This is a genomic window from Haemophilus sp. THUN1691 (assembly GCF_059704425.1).
Map to the genome: position 1 here is coordinate 229,954 of NZ_AP046578.1, position 22,399 is coordinate 252,352.

The window sequence follows — 22,399 nt, forward strand, 5'->3', positions numbered from 1 at the left end:
TTATGAAACAAAAAATCGTACTTGCTACAGGCAATAAAGGCAAAGTGAAAGAAATGGCTGATGTCTTGTCTGATTTTGGTTTTGAAGTGATTGCGCAAACAGATTTAGGCATTGAAAGCCCGGAAGAAACAGGCTTAACTTTCGTCGAGAATGCGTTATTAAAAGCACGCTATGCATCAGAAAAATCAGGTTTGCCAGCTATTGCAGATGATTCAGGCTTGGTGGTTTCCGCACTTAATGGTGCGCCTGGTCTGTATTCTGCACGTTATGCTGGTGAAGAGGGCAATGATGCTAAAAACCGTGAGAAATTATTGGTAGAGCTTGCTCATGTTGCACACGATAAACGCCAAGCCAAATTTGTGAGCTGTATCGTGTTTTTACAGCATCCAACAGATCCATCCCCAATTATTGCCGAAGGTGAGTGTCATGGTGTGATTGGTTTTGAAGAAAAAGGTGAAAATGGTTTTGGTTATGACAGTTTATTCTTTAGCCCAGAACAAGGTTGCACATTTGCTGAATTAGAAACCGCTGAGAAGAAAAAAATTTCTCATCGTGCACGAGCATTGAAAGTATTAAAAAGTAAGTTATAAGCCAGTTAAATTACAATGATAAAAGGCACGCATATTTTTATATGTGTGCCTTTTTATATGGATTTTACCTATAGCGGAAAAGCAACATTATTCAGCATGTTCACTTAAAAAACCGCCACTTTGATGATTCCAAAGTTTAGCGTACAGACCATTACGCTCCAGTAATTCAGCATGGGTACCTTGTTCAACAATTTGCCCTTTATCAAGCACAATCAGGCGATCCATTGCGGCGATGGTGGATAAACGATGGGCAATGGCAATCACAGTTTTATTTTCCATCATCTTATCGAGACTTTCTTGTATTGCCACTTCTACTTCTGAATCCAGCGCGCTTGTGGCTTCATCTAACAATAGAATTGGCGCATCTTTTAACATGACACGAGCAATAGCAATGCGCTGACGCTGACCACCAGAAAGTTTTACACCTCTTTCACCCACATGGGCATCGTAGCCTTTTCTGCCTTGAGCATCAGTGAGGAGTGGAATGAAATCAGCGGCTTCTGCTCGTTCAGCTGCTAAAACCATTTCTTCATCTGTGGCATTAGGTCGTCCATAAATAATATTGTCACGAACAGAGCGATGTAGCAGCGAAGTGTCTTGAGTCACTAAGCCAATTTGGCGGCGTAGGCTTTCTTGTTGCACATCTAGTACATCTTGCCCGTCAATGGTAATCGCACCTTGTTGTGCTTCATAGAAACGCAGCAACAAGTTCACAATTGTAGATTTTCCAGCACCAGAACGGCCGATCAGCCCGACTTTTTCACCAGGTTTGATGGTGAGATTGAAATGATTGAGCAATGGTTTTGTCGGATCATAAGCAAAGGTAATGTCGTTAAACTTAATTTCCCCTTGTGTCACTTGTAACGGCGATGCTTGAGGTTTATCTATAATAGTGTGAGGTTTGGTTAAAGTATTCATTCCGTCGTTTACGGTTCCGATATTCTCAAACAAACGGGCAGATTCCCACATAATCCAACGAGACAGCCCATTTACTCGTAATGCCATTGCCGTTGCCGTTGCTATTGCACCCACGCCAACTTGACCATTTTTCCATAAAATAATTCCGAGTACGGCGGTGCTTAGTGTAAGTAAAATATTAGCTGCATAGGTGAGCGTGTCCAGTGATGTGGCTAAACGCATTTGGGCGTGTACTGTCACCATAAAATCTTCCATGGAACGCTTGGCATAAGCGGCTTCACGTGAACCATGAGAGAATAATTTTACTGTAGCGATATTGGAATAAGCATCTGTAATGCGTCCTGTCATTAACGAGCGTGCGTCCGCTTGTCGTTGTGCAGTTTTTGATAATTTAGGAATGAGGGTTCGTAGGATAAAAACAAAAATCGTAATCCAAGCAATAAATGGCAGTAAGAACCAAGAATCTAATGCTGCGAGAACTAATCCTGATGTAATAAAATATACGATGACATATACAAACATATCCGCAAGTGTGAGCACTGTATCACGAACAGCCAGTGCGGTTTGCATGACTTTGGCAGACACTCTGCCGGCAAATTCATCTTGATAAAAACTCAAACTTTGTCCAAGCATTAAACGATGGAAATTCCAACGTAATCGCATTGGAAATACGCCTTGTAAGGTTTGTAAACGTACGGTAGAGGCTAAAAATCCCCACATGATGCTAACAAGTAATAGGGCAGCCATACCAATTAATAAATGACCTTTTTCTTGCCATAATGTCTCAGGCGTGAATGTTCCTAACCAATCTACAAGCGTTCCCATAAATTGGAATAATACGGCTTCCATTACACCAGTACCCACCGTTAGCACTGTCAGTAAGAGAATCCAGCCTTTCATTCCTTCCATGCTAGACCAAATAAAGCGCAATAAACCTTTTTTAGGTGTTGTTGGATTACCTTCCGGATAAGGATTTAAACGGTTTTCAAACCACGAAAAAATTTTATTAAACATATCTTTTCCTTAAAAAGAAAAGGCAACAGATGTTGCCTTTCAAAAAACTTGGCGATTATAGCGCAAAAATTCTCCAATTTATAGGCTGGCAGATTTTCTGTATTGGCTTGGTGAGAGTTGGTAGTAATTTTTGAAGGCTTTACTAAAATGCGCCTCCGATTGATACCCAACTTCTAAAGCAATAGCAAGTACGGATTGTTGGGATTGCTTTAATAAAAACGCTGCCGATTGTAACCGCACTTGAGTAATAAAACGCCCTGGCGACATACCAAGTTGTTGTTGAAAAACACGAATAAAGTTTGCACGAGACATTGCAGAAAGATCAGATAATTGTTCAATTCGCCAATCTTCTTGAGGGCGTTGTAATATCGCACCTAGCACCGCATTTAATCGCTTGTCTTGCAACGCGAGTAGCACACCGCCTGTAATTAAATTCTCTTGAATCGCATGGCGTAAAATATAAATTAAAAGCACATTCGAAAGTGCATCGACGACTGATTTTGTACCTGCATCGTTTTTTTGTGCTTCTTGTAAAAAAAGCTGAACCAAAGGATGAATCGGTGTATCACATAAATTGAGATGCAAATATTCAGGCATAGAAGCTGTGAGGAGAGCATCTTGCTGATAATAAAATGCACCGCAGAACATTTTTAAATCAGGTGTACCTTGCCCTACTTGATATAATTCAAATGTACCTTGCCAGCTTTTTTTCAATGACGCGTCCTTTGTTTTATCAGACGAATGACGCATAAAGTGCGGTTGATTTTGGGGAAGGAAAAAGATATCACCTTCCTTTAAATGAAATTGCTTTTGTCCGAGTGTAAGCCAGCATTCGCCTTGTTCAATAAGATGGAATACGCCTTTTCCTGCATCTTTTTCTTGATGGGCAACTTGCCATTCACCTTGAAATTCACAGCGAATATTAATTTCCCCACGCACTTGTGCTAAATGGATGAGTTTATCTAAATAATCCATAATGAGATGTTAGCGATAAAAATTGAGATAAATAAGCAAGTATCATAATCCAATCTGTCTATAATTTGCCACACCAGTTCGTTATTAATTCAATATATTTAGGAGAACATTATGTTTGCAGATTGGAAAGAAGAAACATCACACGTTAAAAAATCATTTGGTGCGTTAGGTAAACAATATCCAAAAATGTTACAAGCTTACCAAGCATTAGGTGCAGCAGCGGCAGAAGGCAATGTGCTTGACGCTAAAACTCGAGAACTTATCGCATTAGCAGTTGCTGTAACAACTCGTTGCGAAAGCTGCATTAGCGTACACGCAGAAGAAGCTGTAAAAGCAGGTGCAAGTGAAGCTGAAGTCGCAGCAGCATTAGCAATGTCTATCGCATTAAATGCAGGTGCTGCTTATACTTATTCTTTACGTGCATTGGAAGCATATAACGTACAGAAAGGTTAATTACCCGTCATTCCATAGAGTTAAGTTAATTAAAATTTTAATCTGCCCCTAAAAGTTGGACTAAATAACCAACTGATTAAGGGCAGATTTTTATGGCTAAATACAATTAATCCGTCAAGCAATAAGTTATTAGTTATTAGTTTTTATCTTCAAAACGGTAAAATATCTTACTTACTGGCAACCTATTCAACTTACTGAATAAGCATCAGATAATTGAAGAAAGTAATTTAACCGCTACGATGGAAAACTGTTTAAAACTTTCAAACAACTAGAAAAAACAATTCACAATACATTGCTTGTTAGAATTATAAGCATATTGGACATTATAACTAATCTGTAGATTACCCAGTTCAATCCTTGATTTAATAATCTAGCTTTTTAGGGAAAAATCACTTTTACTCTTGCGTATTATTCATCATCTAAATCTAAGGGCTCTTGCGAAAGTATAATTCCTGTCAGATCTGCGTAAATATAATCTTCTGGGAAAAAGGTTACGCCACCAAAGTTCACTGGAATATCGCTCTCACCGGCAGTGCTTTCATCTGCACTGACTGGAATTGGCGCAAGGGCATGAATACCAATATCGAGGTTTTCTAATTGCTGAATTTGGCGTACTGCACCATATACAATAATGCCTTCCCAACCATTATCAACAGCAAGTTGAGCCAATTCTGCATCAATCAAACCACGGCGTACCGCACCACCGCCATCAATAACAAGCACTCGACCTTCACCGTTTTCTTCTAATACTTCAGCAATTAATCCATTACTTTCAAAGCATTTTACCGTAGTGACTTTACCGTAAAAATTACTTACGCCACCAAAGCTTGAAAAAATTGGCTCCACTACATCTACTTGTTCTGCATAAAGATCGCAAAGTTCTGAAGTATCAATAAACATAACTTTCCCCTATCGATTGTTGAAATTTTGTTTGCTTTAGTATATGCCGATTTAGCCGATAAGCAAGCCTAAACTAAACAAGATATTGATTAATAACGAAATCATAGACATTTGAGCCAACATTGGACGCAATTCACTTGGCTGCTGACTGCGATAAACAAAGATCGCATGTTTAGCTAACAATGGCATTGCCAATACAAATAAATAATTTGTCCAAGAGATGGCCGTTGCTACCGCAAATGCTAAATAACATAGGGCGGCCACACTTAATAAAATACAATGATAAACACGCCCTTTATACGCACCTAAACGGACGGCTAGGGTATTTTTGCCCGCTTTCGCATCCTGTTCAATATCGCGTAAATTATTGATATTTAATACCGCACTCGCCAATAAGCCAGAACCAATAGCAGGCAAAATAATGTGGCTATCAATACTGTGAGTTTGCAAATAATAAGTGCCACCAACACCAAGCAAACCAAAAAATACCAATACAGAAATATCGCCCAATCCCATATAGCCATAAGGTTTTGCCCCAACCGTATAAGTAATGGCTGCAACAATAGCTAAAATGCCAAGCCCAGCGAAAGCGAATAAATCCGAGAGAGTTTCATAAGCAATACCAATCAAGAAACTTCCTGAAAGAAAACTTGCCACCACCATTAGAATTAATCCCCATTTCAGTTCTTTTGCTGAAATGGCGCCTTTTTGAATGCCACGTAATGGCCCAATACGCTCTTCAGTATCTGAACCTTTTTGATGATCCCCATAATCATTGGCAAAATTAGAAAGCACCTGCAATAAAATTGTTGTGAGTAAACAAAGCGCCATTACAAGCCCATTAAAACCTTGTGGATTCGCCCAATAACCTAATGCCGAACCCGTGAAAATCGATGCCAACGCTAAGGGCAAAGTTTTCGGTCGGGCCGTTTCCCACCACATTTTCAATTTTTCATTTGTCATTTTTTTTTGACCGCACTTTTGATTACAATAAGCCGCGTATTCTACACTAAGACACCCAATTTATGAATGATTTAACCTTATCGCCTATCGCCATTATCCACACACCTTATAAAGAAAAATTCTCCGTACCACGCCAACCTAATTTAGTTGAAGACGGTGTAGGCATTGTAGAACTCTTACCGCCGTATAATTCGCCTGAAGCTGTGAGAGGATTGGAACAATTCAGTCACCTTTGGTTAATTTTTCAGTTCGACCAAATCCAACAAGGAAAATGGCAACCCACCGTACGCCCTCCGCGGTTAGGCGGTAATCAACGAGTTGGCGTGTTTGCTTCGCGCGCAACGCACCGCCCAAATCCTATCGGTTTATCCAAAGTCGAATTACGTCAAGTAGAATGTATCAACGGTAATGTTTTTCTCCATTTAGGTGCGGTGGATTTAGTGGATGGCACGCCGATTTTCGATATCAAACCCTATATTGCCTATGCGGATAGTGAGCCAAATGCGCAATCGAGCTTTGCTCAAGAAAAACCACCTGCAAAATTGACTGTTGAATTTACCGAGCAAGCCAAAAGTGCGGTAAAAAAACGAGAAGAAAAACGACCGCACTTAAGTCGTTTTATTCGCCAAGTGCTAGAGCAAGATCCTCGTCCAGCCTATCAACAAGGTAAACCGAGTGATCGTATTTATGGTATGAGTTTGTATGAATTTAATGTGAAATGGCGAATTAAAGCAGGTACACTGAATTGTGTAGAAGTGATTGAAATAGAAAAAGACAAATAGATGTAATATGTAAATAAGGCAGGGAATCCCTGCCTTAGTCGATTTAAATGCCTTATTTTAGGAAAAACTGCCCTTTAGCTAATTTAATAACTGTCATTAGAACTAATAAGCCAATCATTAAATTCGAGAAAACAAAGGCAAAAATAGACACGCCTTGTAAAACATTACCATCATAGAAAGCGATAGCACTGTTTGCCATAGACGCCAATCCGAATGAGAATCCCCATAAGCCAATGTTAAGTCCTTTTTCCACAATCCAAGGGAATAATCGCAATAAGAAAAATAATTGCAAGAATCCATATCCCCAAAGGATTTTAACTAAAGTATCCACTTCGCCATGATTGAGTGACAAATAAGCGGATGCGCCCACAAATGCAGGGGCCAGAATAATGCCCATTGTGGCTCTAAATGGCGGCTCAAGAGATGAAATTCGCAAATGTTGTAATAATACGGGCTCAAAAATAATCCATGCAACCATTCCAGCACCGAAGAACAAATAACCTAAATCATGGTAACCAAGTAATGCCAATGAACTTGCACTTGTGAAATTTGCCGCTACCGCAGGCAAATAAAACGGAGGACGAGTAGATTTTTGTTCAAATACACCACCTTGCCATAATTCACTGATACGCAATGATGAGAAAAGTAACTGTCCTACAGTACCAACCCAAATCATCACTTCAGCTATTAAAGGATTCCAACGATAAATAATATCGCCCACTAACATGGTTGTAATAGGAATCAACGCAATAAAGGAAAAGCGAACTGGGCAATGATACTCTGCACGAACTTCATCAAAGTAATAACGAAGTTTATACGCATACATTAAAATAAATAAAATCCAGACCGCACTTGCTACGATGCCAAGAACATCACTTACCATTCTTGCAGCAGGAAATAAGTTTTCTAGATGAAGCCAAGCCAAAGATAAAGCGGCTAAACCAAGAGGAATACCGAAATATCCCGTTGGAAGAGGAAAAGGTTTTGTTGTACTCATAATATTATCCTTATTTTGAAAAATTTGAGCGAAGTGTAGCACAGCCATCAACAACAGACTTTTCTAAAAATCTCAAATTTTTGTGAAATTTCTATAAAGAAACACACTTATTGTTCTGGAATAAAATGTCTACTAATTTTCATACAAATAAAAAACCCGAACTTTCATTCGGGTTTTCTTATATAGGGAATTAATTATTCCGCATCATCTGCCATATTAAGCATTTCAGCTAAGTTTGCACTTGCATCGTCTGCAGTCATGACAAATTCATCAGCGATAGCAGCTTCATCTTCTTCAGATAATTTCGCTACGACATCATCTACTAAACGATGTTTGTGACGATTTTGATGATACGCAAAACCTGTACCTGCAGGAATTAATCGACCTACGATTACGTTCTCTTTCAATCCACGTAATTCATCACGTTTACCTGCCACTGCTGCTTCGGTAAGAACACGAGTAGTTTCTTGGAACGATGCGGCAGAGATGAAGGATTCAGTCGCAAGAGACGCTTTGGTGATACCCAATAATTCGCGCTCAAACTCAACTGGTGGTTTGCCTTCTGCTTCACGTTGACGGTTAACGATTTTCACGCGAGCGACTTCGACTTGTTCCCCTTCAAGGAATTCAGAGTCGTAAGCTTTGGTAATTACCGCTTTACGTAACATTTGACGAACGATAACTTCGATATGTTTATCGTTGATTTTTACCCCTTGTAAGCGGTAAACATCTTGCACTTCGTTCACGATGTATTCAGTTACTGCACGCACGCCACGTAAACGTAAAATATCATGTGGTGTTTCAGCACCATCAGAAATTACGTCACCACGTTGTACCATCTCACCTTCAAATACGTTGAGCTGACGCCATTTTGGAATCATTTCTTCGTAAGTTTCACCTTCCGCAGGAGTAATTAATAAACGGCGTTTACCTTTGGTTTCTTTACCGAAAGATACGATACCAGAAATTTCAGCCAAAATAGCAGGCTCTTTTGGTTTACGCGCTTCAAATAAATCCGCAACGCGTGGTAGACCACCGGTAATATCTTTAGTACCCACGGATTCTTGCGGAATACGTGCTAATGGTTCACCCACTTTTACTGCTGCGCCATCGTCTAAACTTACGATTGCTTTACCAGGTAAGAAGTACTGTGCAAGAACATCAGTTTCAGGTAAGAAAATATCGTTGCCATTTGCATCAACCAATTTAATGGTTGGACGTAAATCTTTACCAGCTGTAGCACGTTCACCCACATCTTGAACCACGATTGATGATAAACCTGTTAATTCATCAGTTTGACGCGTTACAGTTAAGCCATCAATAATATCAACGAATTTCACAAAACCAGATACTTCAGAGACAACTGGCATTGTATGTGGATCCCAATTTGCGATAGTTTCACCAGCCGTTACATCTTGACCGTCACCTTTGCTTAACACCGCACCGTAAGGCACTTTATAGTGTTCTTTAGTACGACCAAATGCATCGGTAATAGTTAATTCAGTATTACGAGATGTTAATACTAATTTACCTTCATCATTAGTAACGAATTTCGCATTCATTAAATGTAATGTACCAGTGTTTTTAACTTGTACACTAGATTCTTTCGCTGCCGCAGATGCCGCACCACCGATATGGAACGTACGCATGGTTAACTGTGTACCCGGCTCACCGATAGATTGAGCAGCAATAACACCCACAGCTTCACCTTGGTTAATTAAATGACCACGCGCAAGATCACGACCATAACATTTCGCACATACACCAAAATCAGTATCACAAGTTACAACAGAACGTACTTTTACGCTGTCTACAGAGTTTGCATCCAACACATCACAGAGTTTTTCATCTAATAACGTGTTACGAGGAATTAATACTTCTTCTGTACCTGGTTTTAAAATATCTTCTGCCGCTACACGACCTAACACTAATTCACGAAGTGGCACTTTTTCATCACCACCTTCGATTAATGGGGTCATGACTAAGCCTTCGTGCGTACCACAATCATCTTCTACGATCACTAAGTCTTGTGCTACATCAACTAAGCGACGAGTTAAGTAACCTGAGTTCGCGGTTTTTAATGCGGTATCCGCTAAACCTTTACGCGCACCGTGGGTTGAAATAAAGTACTGTAATACGTTCAAACCTTCACGGAAGTTCGCTGTAATTGGAGTTTCGATGATCGAACCATCTGGACGAGCCATCAAACCACGCATACCTGCTAACTGACGAATCTGTGCTGCGGAACCACGCGCACCAGAATCAGCCATCATAAAGATACTGTTAAAGGATGCTTGTTTTTCAGGATTACCTTCGCGATTGATGACTTCTTCTTGAGATAAATTTTCCATCATCGCTTTCGCTACGCGCTCATTCGCCGCGGCCCAAATATCGATTACTTTATTATAGCGTTCGCCAGCAGTCACAAGACCTGATTGGAATTGCTCTTGGATCTCAGCCACTTCTTCTTCCGCTGCAGAAATAATTTCGTATTTCTTCGCTGGAATTTCCATATCATCAATACCAACTGATGAACCAGAACGTGCCGCATAAGCAAAACCGGTATACATAATTTGGTCTGCAAACATTACCGCTTCTTTTAAACCTAAACGACGATAAGCTTCGTTAATAAGTTTAGAAATGGCTTTTTTACCTAATGTTTGGTTGAACAATGAATAAGGCATACCTTGTGGTGCAATCATCCATAAAATCGCACGACCGATAGTTGTATCAGTCAGCGTGGTTTTCGCATCAAATTCACCAGCTTCATTCTTCACATATTCAGTAATACGTACTTTCACGCGAGAATGTAATTCGGCTTCACCTGTACGATATGCTTTTTCAGCTTCGCGCGGATCTTGCAATAACATACCTTCGCCTTTACCGTTCACTTTTTCGCGGGTCATATAGTAAAGACCTAATACCACGTCTTGTGATGGAACGATAATCGGATCACCGTTTGCTGGCGAAAGAACGTTGTTGGTTGACATCATTAACGCACGCGCTTCTAATTGAGCTTCAAGCGTTAATGGAACGTGTACCGCCATTTGGTCACCATCGAAGTCCGCGTTGAACGCCGCACAAACGAGTGGGTGTAATTGAATCGCTTTACCTTCGATTAAAATCGGTTCAAATGCTTGGATACCCAAACGGTGAAGTGTTGGCGCACGGTTCAATAGAATTGGGTGTTCACGAATAACTTCTGCAAGAATATCCCAAACGATCGCATCTTCACGCTCAACCATTTTCTTAGCCGCTTTGATTGTCGTAGCATAACCACGGCTTTCTAATTTAGCGTAGATAAACGGACGGAATAATTCCAAGGCCATTTTCTTCGGCAAACCACATTGGTGTAAGTGCAAGTATGGACCAACAGTGATTACAGAACGACCTGAATAGTCAACACGTTTACCTAATAAGTTTTGACGGAAACGACCTTGTTTACCTTTGATCATATCCGCTAATGATTTTAATGGACGACGGTTAGAACCCGTGATTGCACGGCCGCGGCGACCATTATCTAATAATGCATCAACAGATTCTTGTAACATACGTTTTTCGTTGCGCACAATAATATCTGGCGCAATTAAATCTAATAAACGTTTTAAACGGTTGTTACGGTTGATTACACGACGATATAAATCGTTCAAATCTGAAGTCGCAAAACGACCACCGTCTAATGGTACTAATGGACGTAAATCTGGTGGAAGAACTGGTAATACAGTCATCACCATCCACTCTGGTTTATTACCAGATTGAACAAATGCTTCTAATAATTTTAAGCGTTTAGTAATTTTTTTACGTTTAGTTTCAGAATTAGTTTCTTGTAATTCTTCACGTAATTTTTCACATTCAACTTCAAGATCCATACCTTTTAAGAGGTCTTGAATCGCTTCAGCACCCATTTTCGCTTCGAATTCATCTTGCCAGCGATCTTCAGCATCAAGGTATTGTTCTTCAGTTAATAACTGGCCGCGCTCTAAGTCCGTCATACCTGGCTCGGTCACGATGTACATTTCAAAATAAAGTACACGTTCGATATCACGCAATGGCATATCTAAAAGTAAACCAATACGAGACGGCAATGATTTTAAGAACCAAATATGTGCAACTGGCGATGCAAGTTCAATGTGGCCCATACGTTCACGACGAACTTTAGTTTGAGTGACTTCAACACCACATTTTTCACAAATCACACCACGGTGTTTTAAACGTTTATATTTACCACATAAACATTCGTAATCTTTTACAGGCCCGAAGATACGCGCACAGAAAAGACCATCACGTTCAGGTTTGAACGTACGGTAGTTAATGGTTTCAGGTTTCTTCACTTCACCAAATGACCAAGAACGGATCATATCTGGGGAAGCTAACCCAATTTTAATCACATCAAAATCTTCACTGGTTTTTGACTGTGCTTTTAAAAACTTAACTAAGTCTTTCACAAATGTTCTCCTGTCGGAGTTAAAGGTTTAAAGTGCGGTTAAAAATTTCGATGTTTTTCCACCGCACTTCGGCGATTTTTCTTTCGTAAAGCGAGTGAAGCAGAAATTCTTCACTCCCCTACTGATTACTCTTCGTCTAACTCGATATTTAAACCAAGTGAGCGGATTTCTTTCATAATTACATTGAAAGATTCCGGTGTGCCTGGGTCCATGTGTTGGTTACCACTTACGATGTTTTTATACATCTTCGTACGACCATTCACATCATCCGATTTCACCGTTAACATTTCTTGTAAGGTATAAGCTGCACCATATGCTTCAAGTGCCCATACTTCCATCTCACCGAAACGTTGGCCACCGAATTGAGCTTTACCACCCAATGGTTGTTGTGTAACAAGGCTATAAGAACCAGTTGAACGAGCATGCATTTTGTCATCAACTAAGTGGTTCAATTTGAGCATGTACATATAACCTACAGTTACTGGGCGCTCGAATTTCTCACCTGTACGACCATCATATAAAGTGATTTGACCTGAAGTTGGTAATCCACCAAGTTTTAATAGCTCTTTGATTTCAGCTTCAGCTGCACCATCAAATACTGGTGTCGCAACCGGTAAACCTTTACGTAGATTTTCAGCTAAGCGCAATACTTCTTCATCTGTGAAGGTACTTAAATCCACTTTTTGTGAGCCATTACCTAAGTCATACGCTTTTTGGATATAACCACGTAATTTTTCCACTTCTTGTTTTTGTTTAAGCATTGCATTGATTTGATCACCAATACCTTTCGCAGCTAAACCTAAGTGGGTTTCAAGGATCTGACCGATGTTCATACGAGATGGTACGCCCAGTGGGTTCAATACGATCTCAACTGGTTGGCCATTCTCATCGTATGGCATATCTTCAACTGGGTTAATTTTCGAGATAACACCTTTGTTACCATGACGACCCGCCATTTTATCACCCGGTTGGATATGACGTTTCACCGCGAGGTAAACTTTAACCACTTTTAACACGCCCGGTGCAAGATCATCACCTTTGATGATTTTCTTACGTTTCACTTCAAGTTTATGTTCAAACTCTTTGCGAAGTTCTTCGTATTGCTCTGCAAGCTGTTCTAATTGATTTTGTTTTTCTTCATCTGCAATGGTTTGTTCTAACCATTTAGTGCGATCTAATTTATCTAATTGCGCGGCATCAGCACCACTAGAAATAAGAAGATTACGAACACGAGCAAATAAGCCAGCTTCTAAAATCTCTAACTCTTCAGTTAAATCTTTTTTCGCTTCACGAAGCTGCATTTCTTCAATTTCTAATGCACGTTTATCTTTTTCTACGCCATCACGAGTGAAGACTTGAACATCAATAACCGTACCTGATGTACCGTTTGGCACACGTAATGAAGAATCTTTCACATCAGAGGCTTTTTCACCAAAGATTGCACGTAAAAGTTTTTCTTCTGGGGTTAATTGAGTTTCACCTTTAGGCGTTACTTTACCTACTAAGATGTCACCACCTTTAACCTCTGCACCAACATAAACAATACCAGATTCATCAAGTTTGCTTAACGCAGACTCACCTACGTTTGGAATATCTGCAGTAATTTCTTCTGCACCTAACTTAGTATCACGCGCAACACAAGATAATTCTTGAATATGGATGGTAGTGAAGCGGTCTTGTTGTACAACACGCTCAGAAACTAACATTGAGTCTTCGAAGTTATAACCGTTCCAAGGCATGAACGCCACGCGGATATTTTGACCTAGTGCTAATTCACCTAAGTCTGTTGAAGGGCCATCTGCTAAGACTTCACCACGATTAATTGGATCGCCTAAATTCACACAAGGAATTTGGTTGATACACGTATTTTGGTTAGAACGGGTGTATTTAATTAAGTTATAAATATCGATACCCGCTTCGCCTGCTACAGTTTCGTCTTCATTTACTTTAATAACGATACGAGAAGCATCGACGTACTGAACTGTACCACCACGTTTTGCAACAACCGCAACACCTGAGTCAAGTGCGATTGGTTTTTCCATACCTGTACCAACTAATGGTTTGTCAGCACGTAATGTTGGAACTGCTTGACGTTGCATGTTCGCCCCCATCAACGCACGGTTCGCATCGTCATGCTCAAGGAATGGAATTAATGCAGCCGCGACAGATACCACTTGTTGTGTCGAAACGTCCATATAGTGAATATCTTCAGGTTTATATAAACCTGATTCACCACGTTCACCACGTGCAGTAACGAAAGCATCAGTAAAACGGTTATTTTCGTCTAAGTTTGAGTTTGCCTGTGCAATGATATAGTTTGCTTCATCAATTGCAGATAAGTATTCAATTTCTTCAGTAACTTGACCATCAACTACTTTACGATATGGCGTTTCTAAGAAACCATAATCATTAGTACGTGCAAACGCAGAAAGTGAGTTGATCAAACCGATGTTTGGACCTTCAGGGGTTTCAATCGGACATAAACGACCATAGTGGGTATTATGTACGTCACGCACTTCAAAGCCTGCGCGCTCACGAGTTAAACCACCTGGACCTAATGCAGAAATACGACGCTTGTGCGTCACTTCTGATAATGGGTTGTTTTGGTCCATAAATTGCGAAAGTTGTGAAGAACCAAAGAATTCTTTCACCGCTGCAGAAATTGGTTTTGGATTAATTAAGTCTTGCGGTGTGATTGCATCTAAATCACCTAAAGATAAGCGTTCTTTCACCGCTCTTTCTACACGCACTAAACCAATACGGAATTGGTTTTCCGCCATCTCACCTACACTACGGATACGACGGTTACCCAAGTGGTCAATATCATCCACTTCGCCGCGACCATTACGGATGTCGATCAATTTACGCATTACCGCAATAATATCTTCATTGCTTAAAGTGCCAGCGCCTTCACCTTCTGCGATCGCTAAAGAACGATTAAATTTCATACGACCGACAGCAGATAAATCATAACGCTCTGCAGAGAAGAATAAATTATTGAATAACGCTTCTGAAGATTCTGGTGTTGGTGGTTCCCCCGGACGCATCATGCGATAAATTTCATAAAGCGCACTGGTTTTGTCATAAGTTGGATCTACACGTAGCGTTTCGGAAATATATGGACCGTAATCTAAATCATTAGTAAATAAAGTTTCGATCGTGGTATAACCTGCTTGCGCTAATTTTGCAAGAGTCTCTAAAGAAATCTCACCATTTGCAGGGCAAATAATTTCGCCAGACTCTAAATCAACATAATCTTTCGACGCAACTTTACCTAAAATATATTCAGAAGGTACAACGACTTGTGAAATTTTATCTTTTTCTAATGCTTTGATATGACGTGCGGTAATACGACGACCACGTTCAACATAAACTTTGCCATTTGCTTCAATATCAAAAGAAGCTGTTTCACCACGTAAACGTTCTGGCACTAAAGTCATTAACAATTTATCGCCAGCGATTTCAAAGGTAATTTTATCAAAGAATAAGTTTAAGATTTCTTCAGTGGTATAGCCTAATGCACGAAGAATGATTGTTGCCGGTAATTTACGACGACGGTCAATACGAGCAAATAAGTTATCTTTTGGATCGAATTCAAAATCTAACCAAGAACCACGGTAAGGGATAATACGTGCGTTATAAAGCACTTTACCTGAAGAATGAGTTTTACCTTTGTCAGAATCAAAGAATACACCTGGACTACGGTGTAATTGTGAAACGATAACACGCTCGGTGCCATTAATTACGAAAGTACCGTTATCAGTCATTAATGGGATTTCACCCATATAAACTTCATTTTCTTTAATATCTTTAACTGCGCGTGAAGAAGATTCTTTATCGTAGCTCACTAAACGTAATTTTACACGTAAGCCTGCTGCATAAGTTGATCCACGAATTTGACACTCACGTACATCAAATTCAGGTTCTTCTAAACGATAATCTACATATTGTAATTCTGTATAGCCATTATTGCTTACAATAGGGAATACAGAACGGAATGCCGCTTCTAAACCTTGCTGACCTTCAGGATCTTTTTGAATAAATTTATCAAAAGAATCCAACTGAATGGTTAATAAATAAGGAACATTTAAAACTTGCGGACGTTTACCGAAATCTTTACGAATTCGTTTTTTTTCAGAATAGGAGTAACCCATTGGTTTTCCTCTGCTAACTGTTCAGTGACCTAGCCACAAACTAACTGTGACGTGAATGACCGTTAAAATGACCGCACTCTGAACCTTACTTCTATAGTGGGGTGACAACTCAAATTACATAGGACGACAACTTGAGCAAAACAACGACAAATAACGGTGAATTTATCATTGTATAGATGTGCTTTCTATCAAAACACGGTTAAATTAAACAATAAAAGGTCAAAATTGATTAAAAATCAATCTAAATCTTTGCTAATTTTAAGGCGGTAAATTTTAAATGAATGCAGCTTTCTCGTCAAGTTTAAAACTTATGAATAAATTTTATGAAATAAAAAACCGCACTTTAAAAAAGTGCGGTTTAAAATCTATCAATTCTTTAAATTATAAAGAAGTTTGATCAACAGCAACACCTGCACCCATAGTGGTAGAGATGCTTACTTTCTTGATGAAGATACCTTTAGCTGTAGTTGGTTTTGCTTTGTTTAAAGCTGCCAATAATGCTTGAAGGTTTTCTTTTAATTGAACTTCAGAGAAGTTTGCTTTACCAATAGTGGTGTGGATGATACCGTTTTTATCATTACGATAACGGATCTGACCAGATTTAGCATTTTTAACTGCTTCAGCAACGTTTGGAGTTACAGTACCCACTTTAGGGTTTGGCATTAAACCACGTGGGCCTAATACTTGACCTAATTGACCAACAACACGCATTGCATCAGGAGAAGCGATAACAACATCAAAGTTCATTTCGCCTTTTTTGATTTGCTCTGCTAAATCTTCCATACCTACTAAATCAGCACCAGCTTCTTTAGCTGCATCTGCGTTAGCACCTTGAGTGAACACAGCTACGCGTACTTCACGACCAGTACCGTGTGGTAATACAGTTGCACCACGAACGTTTTGGTCAGATTTACGAGGATCGATACCTAAGTTTACTGCAACGTCAACACTTTCAACGAATTTAGCGGTTGCGAATTGTTTTAATACCGCGATCGCTTCGTTGATTTCGTATGCTTTAGTAGAATCTACGCCAGCTTTGATTGCTTTCATTTTTTTAGTCAATTTAGCCATCGTATTATTCCTCCACCACTAAGCCCATAGAGCGAGCAGTACCAGCAATTGATTTCATTTTGGTTTCGATAGACGCGCCAGTCATATCTGCTGCTTTAGTTTCAGCGATTTGACGAACTTGATCTAAAGTTACTTTACCCACTTTATCTTTGTTCGGTTTACCTGAACCAGATTTGATACCTGCAGCTTTTTTCAATAATACTGCTGCTGGTGGAGTTTTAGTTACGAAAGTAAATGAACGGTCTGCATATACAGTGATAACAACTGGAATTGGTAAACCTTTTTCTAAGCTCTCAGTACGAGCGTTGAATGCTTTACAGAATTCCATGATGTTCACACCTTGTTGACCTAATGCAGGACCAACTGGTGGTGATGGGTTTGCCATACCAGCTGCAACTTGCAACTTAACGTAGGCTTGGACTTTTTTTGCCATTTTAGTTTTCCTCTAATTGGGTAATAACGCTATTAAATAGCTCCCCGATAATTTTCAGTGCAACATTCATTGCACCACACAAAAATATGAGCCGCGAACGGCTCATAATGGGCGCGGATTATATTAAAAGTACGGTTGTTTTTCAAGCACTTCTTAAATCCACTATAAGAAATTATTGTGCATCACCAATTAAGACTGAATCCAATGCAATTTCAATCATATCATTGAATGTTAATTGGCGTTCTTCCGCAGTCGTTTGTTCATGCGTACGAATGTGATCAGATACGGTACAAATCGTTAATGCTTTTGCACCATATTCTGCAGCTACACCATAAATTCCAGCGGCTTCCATTTCCACGCCTAAAATGCCGTATTTTTCCATTACATCGAACATTTCAACATCAGGTGTATAGAATAAATCCGCCGAGAATAAATTACCTACACGAACGGCCTTGCCTTTTGCTTTTGCAGCTAGAACAGCGGCTTGTACCATATCGAAGTCAGCAATAGCTGCAAAATCGTTATCTTTGAAACGAATACGGTTTACTTTTGAATCGGTACATGCACCTAAACCGATAATTACATCGCGCACTTTTACGTCCATACGAACAGCACCACAAGAACCTACACGGATAATTTTTTTCACACCGTATTCGGTGATTAATTCTTTCGCGTAAATAGAGCAAGATGGAATCCCCATACCATGGCCCATAATAGAAATCTTACGACCTTTATAAGTCCCAGTAAAACCAAGCATATTACGAACATTTGTTACTTCTACTGCATCTTGCAAAAACGTTTCTGCAATGTATTTTGCACGAAGTGGATCGCCTGGCATTAAAACAACATCAGCAAATGCACCTTCAGGCGCGTTAATATGTGGAGTCATAATTTTCCTTCCTTTTTTCAAATATAAAAATAAAAAGTGCGGTCATTTTTCACCGCACTTATCCGAGAATTAAAGCGCTGCAGCACCGAGACCAATGAACAAGCCAGCAATCGTTGCACTCATTAAGTTTGCTAAAGTACCCGCGATTACCGCTTTTAAGCCTAAACGAGCAACATCACTACGACGGTTTGGCGCCATTCCACCTAAACCACCGATTAAGATTGCAATTGAGCTGAAGTTAGCAAAACCACAAAGTGCGAAAGTAATAATTGCTTTGGTTTTTTCAGTTAATACAATCGCAGAATCTGGTTGCAAGTATTTTGCAAATTCGAGGTAACCTACGAATTCGTTAACCGCTAATTTCATACCGATCATTTGTCCTGCGATACCCGCTTCGGTACCGTCAGTTACACCGATTAAGTATGCTAATGGTTTAAAAATTAAACCAAAGATAGATTGTAAAGTTACGTCGCCATAGCCGAACCAGCCACCAACGCCACTTAAAATACCGTTAATTAATGCAATTAAACCAACGAATGCGATTAACATTGCACCTACGTTTAAGGCAAGTTGCATACCTGCACTCGCACCCCCCGCCATTGCTTCAAGTACGTTAGTTGGTTTTTCTGAATCATTGTCTTCTGGTTGTTTATCAGAGAATTGTTCTGTTTGTGGGAACATTAATTTCGCAAATAACAAACCTGCTGGTGCCGCCATAAATGACGCAGCGATTAAGTATGTCAATGGCACGCCCATTCCAGCATAACCCGCCATTACTGAACCCGCGATAGATGCTGTACCACCTACCATGATGGCAAATAATTCAGATTGGGTCATATTTTTAATGTAAGGACGAACCACCAATGGTGCTTCAGTTTGACCAACGAAAATATTAGCCGCAGCGGACATGGATTCTGCTTTTGACGTACCCAATGCTTTTTGCAATGCACCACCCAATACTTTAATCACCACTTGCATAATACCAAGGTAATAAAGCACAGAAATTAAGCCAGAGAAGAATACAATAATTGGTAATACTTTCACTGCAAAAATGAAACCTGAAGGTTTGCTTGGATCAGCTAAACCGCCAAATACAAAGTTAATACCTTCGTTACCGTAAGCAATAACATTTGATACTGCATCAGCAGTTGCACCAAGTGCTTGTTTACCTGCTGGCACATATAAAATAAGGGCGGCAAATCCAACTTGGATTGCTAACGCCCCGAGCACGGTTCTGATACTAATCGCTTTACGATTATTGGAAAGTAACACGGCAATAGCGATTAATACGACCATTCCCAAAATGCTGCTTAACACACTCATTTGATTCCCCTAGATTGGTTAAATTAATAAAAAATCGGCTTATTCTACTTGTTTTCTCACAAAAAGTCGGGGGTTTTCACCGCTCTTTTTTGTAAACGACTACAAAATAGTCAAAACCTTGTTAATTCCACATTGACGCGCATAAGCAGCCAATGCATTAGTTTCTTCCGCACTTGGAATATGCGTTGATAACCCAGTTTCATCGCGCGCACCTTTACTATGCACGCGGATAATTTTTAATGCCACATCAGGATAATTTCGTAAAAGTAGCGCAACTTTGCTCACCAAATGTTCAGCATCAAAAAAATGCTTTAAAAAAACTAACCGCACTTCTTCCACTTTATTTACCGGCAACAAGGCAGCCAGATTTTGTAAATTTCGCTCAAGTTTATCGTTTTTTATGTGTAAACGTTCCGGTATCACTTGCTGTGGCACGATTCCTGTTTGATTTTGTCGGTCAAAACAGAGCGTTTGTAAACCTGCGCCTTCTCCTTTCAGATCGAATAAAAATTTATCAGTGACATCGATTAACGAACGAATACGATCAAACTCAAAAAAGCCACTACTATCCAAATAACAGGTTAATCCCTGCGAACGTAAAGCCTCAAAGAGCGGCACCAGTTTTTTGTGATGGATAGTCGGTTCACCGCCTGAAATTGTTACGCCACGAATAAATGGAACCGCCTCCATAACCTGTTCATACAAATACTGCAAACTAACCAATTTCGCATTTTCCGTATAACGAGGAATAGTTTCCGGATTATGGCAATACAAGCAATTTAGCTTGCAACCTTGCAGAAAAATACTCGAACGGTTGCCTTGCCCCTCTACATTTGAAAAAGGAATAATCCGATGTAACGGCACAAAAATCTCAGAAAGTGCGGTCATTTTTCCAATTATTTTTCAGCAGTGACATCTTTTTCATCGCGTAATTGGCGATCAAACACGTTGGTACATTCATCTGTACCCGAGCCATACCAAGTCGTATCGCGTAATGCGACTTCGCCTTTACGGTATTTTTCAACTTCGCTTTTCTTCACCAGATAACCTGTAACACGAATTAAATCTGTATTTTTCAAATAGGTGGTAATGTAGCGATAGCCCAAAGAGAATGCACCATCAATAATATCCACCACCGCATCGCAGTGATCCACATAGGTTTGATCAAAGGCGAATAAATCCCCTGTACCAGATGGGAAATATTTATGGAACGGTGCAGACTGTTTCAAATGCGCAAGTAACGTTGGTTCTTCGCCTACACGAATACGGTGAGCCGGTGCGTTGCGTTTGTCTTCTTCGTGGTTACTTGCGCCAACTTGCGCATGTAATAAATAACGATTGCCAGTGCGTTCTGCATAAACCCCTTCATGTGCATCAGTGATTTCTTTAAGTTTATCCATAATTGCTGTCGCAATTTCATCACCACGAGCACTTTTACCAAAGGTTTCATTTAATCCTTCACATTGCAATAAATGGTTTGCTGCATCTGCCAAGCCCACAATTGCAAACATTCCCGTAAAATTAGTGCGTTTGATAAAGCCTTCTTTTTCGAGGAATGAACTGTTAAAGAAATTACTTTCTTCCACTACAAATTTGTGTCGTTTATCCATCGTTGAAAGAGCACATTTCGCCACACGTGGTAATAATTCATTCAGCATTTCATCCGCACTTTTACACGCGCGAGCAATCGTGCCTAGACGTAAACGCGTTAATGTGTAAGCACCGCCACATTCAGGCAGTGCGTTATAGCAACTTGCTACGCCGTATTCTTCACCTAGATCGGAAATATAATAAGCATCGTTTGCAAAAGATGGTTTAGAAACTAATAAACAGGCTTTTGCTGCAAGTTCAGCAAACTCACGGCTTGTTTTGGATTTATCATAACGAATGGTCATATTCGGTGTTGGCGCTTCAAGCTCAATCACTGCGCGTAAAATCAAGCGGCCCGCTTTCGTATCATAAGGTCCAATATTGGCATGACAGAATGAATCAGGCACAGTTTTGTCGATATGATTTAAGAAACGTTTAATTTTGATGTAGTCTTTTTCTTCATCAGTAATGAAAGGTTCAAGCAATACATCAAGACGGCCAACATAAACGGGATAAGTTGTGATAGATGGTACGTGAGAGTAAAGAATCAATAATCCATCAAGTGCCTCATCAAGATCTTTTGGTGGCGGCAACTCTAAAAATTCACAGCCCTTTTGGATATACACATTGTAATCAGGCAGGATATAACGAGGACGATAAATGGCGTAACCTTCACATAAATCACAGATCATCTGATTCTGTAAAAAGCCCCATTCTTCATCGGTATAACCAAGCAAATCTCGAGGATCAAATAAACGCTCGGCAATATTGCCTAATGTCATTAATTTTTGATGATAAGTCAGATTATTGGCTTTTACAGTATCGAGAATATCTTGAAGTGAAGCTAACATAACGTCCCCCTTTGAAAATGGTTTTATATTGTACGCAATGGTAACAAAATA

The 22,399-nt window shown here is 39.8% G+C and carries 16 protein-coding genes; 3 read left to right on the forward strand and 13 right to left on the reverse strand.

Annotated elements, in window-relative coordinates; all coding sequences use genetic code 11:
• The first annotated feature begins 2 nt into the window (after nucleotides 1-2).
• Nucleotides 3-590, forward strand: coding sequence for an RdgB/HAM1 family non-canonical purine NTP pyrophosphatase (gene rdgB, locus AC6H0J_RS01120; protein ID WP_005627680.1), 588 nt, complete (start codon nucleotides 3-5; stop codon nucleotides 588-590).
• A gap of 87 nt (nucleotides 591-677) precedes the next feature.
• Here rdgB and AC6H0J_RS01125 read toward each other — a convergent pair whose 3' ends face one another.
• Both AC6H0J_RS01125 and AC6H0J_RS01130 read right to left on the reverse strand, forming a co-directional pair.
• The gene (locus AC6H0J_RS01125) at nucleotides 678-2,522 is read right to left on the reverse strand and encodes an ABC transporter ATP-binding protein (protein ID WP_005627677.1); all 1,845 of its coding nucleotides are present in this window, start codon (nucleotides 2,520-2,522) and stop codon (nucleotides 678-680) included.
• 78 nt (nucleotides 2,523-2,600) lie between these two features.
• Nucleotides 2,601-3,497, reverse strand: coding sequence for a cupin domain-containing protein (locus tag AC6H0J_RS01130; RefSeq protein ID WP_005627674.1), 897 nt, complete (start codon nucleotides 3,495-3,497; stop codon nucleotides 2,601-2,603).
• 111 nt (nucleotides 3,498-3,608) lie between these two features.
• Here AC6H0J_RS01130 and AC6H0J_RS01135 point away from each other — a divergent pair, with 111 nt between their 5' ends.
• On the forward strand, nucleotides 3,609-3,950 hold the full coding sequence (locus AC6H0J_RS01135; RefSeq protein ID WP_005627672.1) for a carboxymuconolactone decarboxylase family protein: 342 nt from the start codon (nucleotides 3,609-3,611) through the stop codon (nucleotides 3,948-3,950).
• 408 nt (nucleotides 3,951-4,358) lie between these two features.
• On the opposite strand, the gene rraA is transcribed toward AC6H0J_RS01135, so the two are convergent.
• The gene (rraA, locus tag AC6H0J_RS01140) at nucleotides 4,359-4,850 is read right to left on the reverse strand and encodes a ribonuclease E activity regulator RraA (RefSeq protein ID WP_005627670.1); all 492 of its coding nucleotides are present in this window, start codon (nucleotides 4,848-4,850) and stop codon (nucleotides 4,359-4,361) included.
• A gap of 51 nt (nucleotides 4,851-4,901) precedes the next feature.
• Entirely contained in the window at nucleotides 4,902-5,813 is a 912-nt protein-coding gene (gene menA / locus AC6H0J_RS01145) for a 1,4-dihydroxy-2-naphthoate octaprenyltransferase (protein ID WP_005627668.1), read from the reverse strand.
• A gap of 62 nt (nucleotides 5,814-5,875) precedes the next feature.
• Between menA and tsaA the strand changes: the two genes are divergently transcribed.
• Nucleotides 5,876-6,595, forward strand: coding sequence for a tRNA (N6-threonylcarbamoyladenosine(37)-N6)-methyltransferase TrmO (tsaA, locus tag AC6H0J_RS01150; RefSeq protein WP_005627666.1), 720 nt, complete (start codon nucleotides 5,876-5,878; stop codon nucleotides 6,593-6,595).
• A 52-nt stretch (nucleotides 6,596-6,647) separates the two neighbouring features.
• Here tsaA and tehA read toward each other — a convergent pair whose 3' ends face one another.
• From tehA to AC6H0J_RS01195, 9 genes are all read right to left on the reverse strand, one after another.
• Nucleotides 6,648-7,592: a dicarboxylate transporter/tellurite-resistance protein TehA gene (tehA, locus tag AC6H0J_RS01155; protein WP_032825599.1), complete on the reverse strand. Its 945-nt coding sequence runs from the start codon at nucleotides 7,590-7,592 to the stop codon at nucleotides 6,648-6,650.
• Between the two features lie 194 nt (nucleotides 7,593-7,786).
• Nucleotides 7,787-12,037 carry a DNA-directed RNA polymerase subunit beta' gene (rpoC, locus tag AC6H0J_RS01160; RefSeq protein ID WP_005633056.1) on the reverse strand — a complete coding sequence of 1,417 codons (4,251 nt, stop codon included), beginning with the start codon at nucleotides 12,035-12,037 and terminating at the stop codon, nucleotides 7,787-7,789.
• Between the two features lie 125 nt (nucleotides 12,038-12,162).
• Nucleotides 12,163-16,191, reverse strand: coding sequence for a DNA-directed RNA polymerase subunit beta (gene rpoB, locus AC6H0J_RS01165; RefSeq protein WP_005627659.1), 4,029 nt, complete (start codon nucleotides 16,189-16,191; stop codon nucleotides 12,163-12,165).
• Between the two features lie 381 nt (nucleotides 16,192-16,572).
• The gene (rplA, locus tag AC6H0J_RS01170) at nucleotides 16,573-17,262 is read right to left on the reverse strand and encodes a 50S ribosomal protein L1 (protein ID WP_005627655.1); all 690 of its coding nucleotides are present in this window, start codon (nucleotides 17,260-17,262) and stop codon (nucleotides 16,573-16,575) included.
• Nucleotides 17,263-17,266: 4 nt separating this feature from the next.
• On the reverse strand, nucleotides 17,267-17,695 hold the full coding sequence (gene rplK / locus AC6H0J_RS01175; protein WP_005627653.1) for a 50S ribosomal protein L11: 429 nt from the start codon (nucleotides 17,693-17,695) through the stop codon (nucleotides 17,267-17,269).
• A gap of 172 nt (nucleotides 17,696-17,867) precedes the next feature.
• Nucleotides 17,868-18,584 (reverse strand): purine-nucleoside phosphorylase, encoded by a 717-nt coding sequence (deoD, locus tag AC6H0J_RS01180; RefSeq protein ID WP_005627650.1) that lies wholly within the window; start codon nucleotides 18,582-18,584, stop codon nucleotides 17,868-17,870.
• A gap of 69 nt (nucleotides 18,585-18,653) precedes the next feature.
• Nucleotides 18,654-19,907: a NupC/NupG family nucleoside CNT transporter gene (locus tag AC6H0J_RS01185; protein WP_005627647.1), complete on the reverse strand. Its 1,254-nt coding sequence runs from the start codon at nucleotides 19,905-19,907 to the stop codon at nucleotides 18,654-18,656.
• A gap of 99 nt (nucleotides 19,908-20,006) precedes the next feature.
• Nucleotides 20,007-20,795 (reverse strand): 4Fe-4S cluster-binding domain-containing protein, encoded by a 789-nt coding sequence (locus tag AC6H0J_RS01190; protein WP_005627646.1) that lies wholly within the window; start codon nucleotides 20,793-20,795, stop codon nucleotides 20,007-20,009.
• A gap of 8 nt (nucleotides 20,796-20,803) precedes the next feature.
• Nucleotides 20,804-22,348: a YjjI family glycine radical enzyme gene (locus tag AC6H0J_RS01195; RefSeq protein ID WP_005627645.1), complete on the reverse strand. Its 1,545-nt coding sequence runs from the start codon at nucleotides 22,346-22,348 to the stop codon at nucleotides 20,804-20,806.
• Nucleotides 22,349-22,399: the final 51 nt, after the last annotated feature.